The sequence below is a fragment of the Sulfurovum sp. genome (assembly GCF_041551015.1).
GTDB lineage: Bacteria > Campylobacterota > Campylobacteria > Campylobacterales > Sulfurovaceae > Sulfurovum.
This window is the reverse complement of sequence record NZ_JBFENQ010000162.1, coordinates 1-3,724: the sequence shown is the minus strand read 5'-3', so window position 1 is coordinate 3,724 and position 3,724 is coordinate 1. Positions and strand designations below refer to the sequence as shown.

The following is a 3,724-nucleotide window of genomic DNA, read 5'->3' as shown; positions in this document are numbered from 1 at the left end:
TTTAGCTATGTTCCCGATCTCAGTTGCAAGTAGATCATTGATATGGTTTTTAATATCTTTGTTGATATGCCCTTCTTTTAGGACGATATAGATAAAAATAGACTCACCTTTAATGTCATGTGGCCGCCCTACTACAGCAACTTCAGCTACAGAATCATCTTTTTTTACTGCTGCTTCGATCTCTGCTGTTCCCATACGGTGACCTGAAACGTTGATAACATCATCTACACGACCTGTGATCGTAATGTATCCATCTTCATCAAGTACTGCACCATCACCAGAGAAATACACAGGTTTACCATCTTTCACTGCATCACTAAAATATGCTTTTTTATAACGTTCAGGATCACCCCAAACATTTCTTATCATAGCCGGCCAAGGTTTTGTAATGCATAGTAGTCCAGGTTCACCTACTTTTTTAGGCGTTCCATCGGGATCAATGATCTCAGCCATGATACCTGGAAGTGCAAAGGTTGCACATGCCGGCTTGATAGGCGTTGCACCAGGAAGAGGAGAGATCATATGCCCACCTGTCTCTGTCTGCCACCATGTATCAACAATGGCACATTTAGAGTTACCTACTGTTTCATAATACCATTTCCATGCCGGAGGATCGATTGGCTCTCCCACTGTTCCGAGTACCTTAAGTGAAGAAAGATCATATTTTTTTGGCTCATCTTCACCCATCTTATGCAATACACGAATTGCAGTTGGTGCAGTATAGAACTGAGTAATCTTATGGTCTTGTACCATTTTCCATGCACGTCCAGCATCTGGGTATGTTGGTACACCTTCGAACATCACCGTTGTTGTACCTGCTGCAAGCGGTCCATAGATAATGTAAGTATGTCCCGTAATCCAGCCAATATCTGCAGTACACCAAAATACATCTTTACCTTTAACGTCAAATACCCATTCCATAGTCATTTGTGCCCAAAGGATATATCCTGCAGTTGAATGTTGTACACCTTTTGGTTTTCCTGTACTACCACTTGTATAGAGAAGAAAGAGAGGGTCTTCACTGTCCATAAGTTCAAAAGGACATTCGGCATGCTGAGAAGTGATGAGCTCATTGTAGTTATGGTCTCTGCCTTCTACCCACTCTATCTCTTCATTATTTCTTTTTACAACAAGTACCGCTTCAACACTATTCCCACCTTGTGAGAGTGCTTCGTCAACCACTTGTTTAAGCATATAAGGTTTACCTTTTCTGTAAGCACCGTCAGCAGTGATAACAATCTTCGCTTCAGCATCTTCGATACGGTCTTTCAATGCCTCCGCAGAGAATCCGCCGAATACGATAGAGTGTATAGCCCCAATACGTGCACAGGCAAGCATTGCATACGCTGCCTCAGGGATCATTGGCATATAGAACACAACCCTGTCACCTTTACCTACGCCAAATTCATTTCTAAGTAAATTTGCCATTTTGTTAACACGTAATGAGAGTTGAGCATAGCTAATGTGTTCTACATCACCTCTGTCACCTTCAAATAATATAGCGGTTTTATCTGCTTTATCTGCAAGGTGTCTGTCGATACACTGATTAGAGACATTGAGCTTTCCGTTGGTAAACCATTCATAAAATGGTGCATTACTCTCATCGAGTACTTTATCGTATGGAGCCAGCCAATCTATTTTCTCATCAGCATACTCTTTCCAAAAACCTTCATAGTCTTCTGTAGCTTTACATTGTAACTTATTACATGCATCCATACTGTTAATAGCTGCATTTGCAGCGAACTCAGGATTAGGATTAAAAATTTGTTTTGACATAGGATTCCTTTGCATATGTATGATAATTATTCTAACATAAATAGAGGGGGAATTAAAAGAGAAAAAGAAAGAAATTTAAAATAGGAGCATTTACCCCTATTTGTTACATTTTATTTAAACAATCTCTATTTTTTCGATTACATCCAGACCGAAACCTGCAAGTCCTACAAACTCTGTATCTTTATTTGTAGTTAGTAGATTAATGTTTTTAATACCAAGGTCTTTAAGTATCTGTGCACCGACACCAAACTCTTTGGCTTGTTCATTTGATATTACTTTTGTATCAAGGAAAATAAGTGTTCCACCATTGGTCTTTAAATAATCTATAGAGTTATTGAGTGCATTAAAACGTTTATCGTTAAGTACAAGTCCTATGTCTGTACCTATATTATGAAACTTCACATTTGCAGTTTCATGTGTCTTGTAAAACTGTATAACTGTATGTGTTCTCTCGAGGTGGTCGGTGTATGTGATCTTTCCTACTTTGATACCTCTAAGTTCACTCTCTTCTTCTTTAACTCGTTTTATAAGTTTTTCATGGGCTAAACGATACTCTACGATGTCTGAAATATAAACAATGGACATATCATGCTCTTTTGAAAAGATCTCCAGGTCATCCATACGTGCCATCTTTCCATCATCTTTGATGATTTCGCAAATAACAGCTGCAGGTGCAAGTCCAGCAAGCTTACAAAGATCTACAGAACCTTCTGTATGCCCTGTTCTCACCAGTACCCCACCATCTTTAGCGATAAGTGGAAAGATATGTCCTGGACGTACAAAGTCTTCACTGACTGTTTGAGGATTAGCAAGTTTGGATATACAATCATCTCTTTCAGCTGCAGATATACCAGTCTCTGCATTAGCTGAGTCTATAGATACAGTAAAAGCTGTTTCATAGTTAGATACATTATCACTTACCATTGGTACAAGGTCAAGTTTAGTGGCTATCTCTTTTGTAACAGGAGTACAGATGAGCCCTCTGGCTTCTTTTGCCATGAAGTTAACCATATCAGGTGTAGAGAAAGTCGCTGCATATACAAGGTCACCCTCATTTTCACGATCTTCGTCATCCATCATGATGACCATTTTTCCTCTTTTTATTTCTTCTATAGCTTTTTCTACTCTTTTTATCGCTTCGCTAGACATTAATTCTCCCAAATATTTTATACAATATATTATTCTTAATAGTATTATACCTATGTCGTACTTCACTTAAGAAACTTTTTTAACTTTTTTTTAAATCCTCTTGACATGTGCTCTATTTGGTGCTATAATGCCGTCCACATAAGCATTAAGCTTGTGAAGATTGGGGTATCGCCAAGCGGTAAGGCACTAGTTTTTGGTACTGGCATTCGGGGGTTCGAATCCCTCTACCCCATCCATAAGATTTAATCTTGGTTTAATTAAATCAAGATACAATCTCACTCCAAATAAATCCTAAAAGATTTATTAAAATTCCTGTCGCGGGATAGAGCAGTTTGGTAGCTCGTCGGGCTCATAACCCGAAGGTCGTTGGTTCAAATCCGGCTCCCGCAACCAATTATTTACTTCTGAATATTTTCACTAATCTGAATCTTTTTTTTAAGCAAACAATTTACTACATTATATGTCGCGGAATAGAGCAGACCGGTAGCTCGTTGGGCTCATAACCCAAAGGTCACAGGTTCAAATCCTGTTTCCGCAACCAATTATAAATATCACCTACAACGTCAATATAGAACAATCATCTAATATATTTATTTAAACTTTACTATTTCAAACTTTTTCTCTACTGCTAAAATAAGGTTTTATGACCCAAACTAAAAAAATAATGATCAATACAAGTCCTATAAAATGTTCGATCTTTTCAATTTTTCCAAAAACGTGTTCTGCTCCTGTACCCAATATGTATCCTAATGAAATTCCTGACACACTCCATACGATGATACCTAGTGTATTAAAAAGA

The 3,724-nt window shown here is 38.1% G+C and carries 3 protein-coding genes and 3 tRNA genes; 3 read left to right on the top strand and 3 right to left on the bottom strand.

The features are described from left to right. Together acs and ABZC96_RS09055 are read right to left on the bottom strand one after the other, a co-directional pair. A partial coding sequence (gene acs, locus ABZC96_RS09060) for an acetate--CoA ligase (protein ID WP_373030595.1) occupies nucleotides 1–1,776 on the bottom strand: 1,776 nt, incomplete at its 3' end. 114 nt (nucleotides 1,777–1,890) lie between these two features. Continuing rightward, the gene (locus tag ABZC96_RS09055; protein ID WP_373030594.1) at nucleotides 1,891–2,925 is read right to left on the bottom strand and encodes a bifunctional 3,4-dihydroxy-2-butanone 4-phosphate synthase/GTP cyclohydrolase II; all 1,035 of its coding nucleotides are present in this window, start codon (nucleotides 2,923–2,925) and stop codon (nucleotides 1,891–1,893) included. Between the two features lie 161 nt (nucleotides 2,926–3,086). Between ABZC96_RS09055 and ABZC96_RS09050 the strand changes: the two genes are divergently transcribed. The 3 genes from ABZC96_RS09050 (at nucleotide 3,087) to ABZC96_RS09040 (ending at nucleotide 3,466) form a co-directional block, all read left to right on the top strand. Beyond that, nucleotides 3,087–3,161: transfer RNA gene (locus tag ABZC96_RS09050), tRNA-Gln, on the top strand. A gap of 80 nt (nucleotides 3,162–3,241) precedes the next feature. Further along, a tRNA-Met gene (locus tag ABZC96_RS09045) sits at nucleotides 3,242–3,318 on the top strand. 71 nt (nucleotides 3,319–3,389) lie between these two features. Then, a tRNA-Met gene (locus ABZC96_RS09040) sits at nucleotides 3,390–3,466 on the top strand. A 68-nt stretch (nucleotides 3,467–3,534) separates the two neighbouring features. On the opposite strand, the gene ABZC96_RS09035 is transcribed toward ABZC96_RS09040, so the two are convergent. Beyond that, a partial coding sequence (locus ABZC96_RS09035; RefSeq protein ID WP_373030592.1) for a hypothetical protein occupies nucleotides 3,535–3,724 on the bottom strand: 190 nt, incomplete at its 5' end.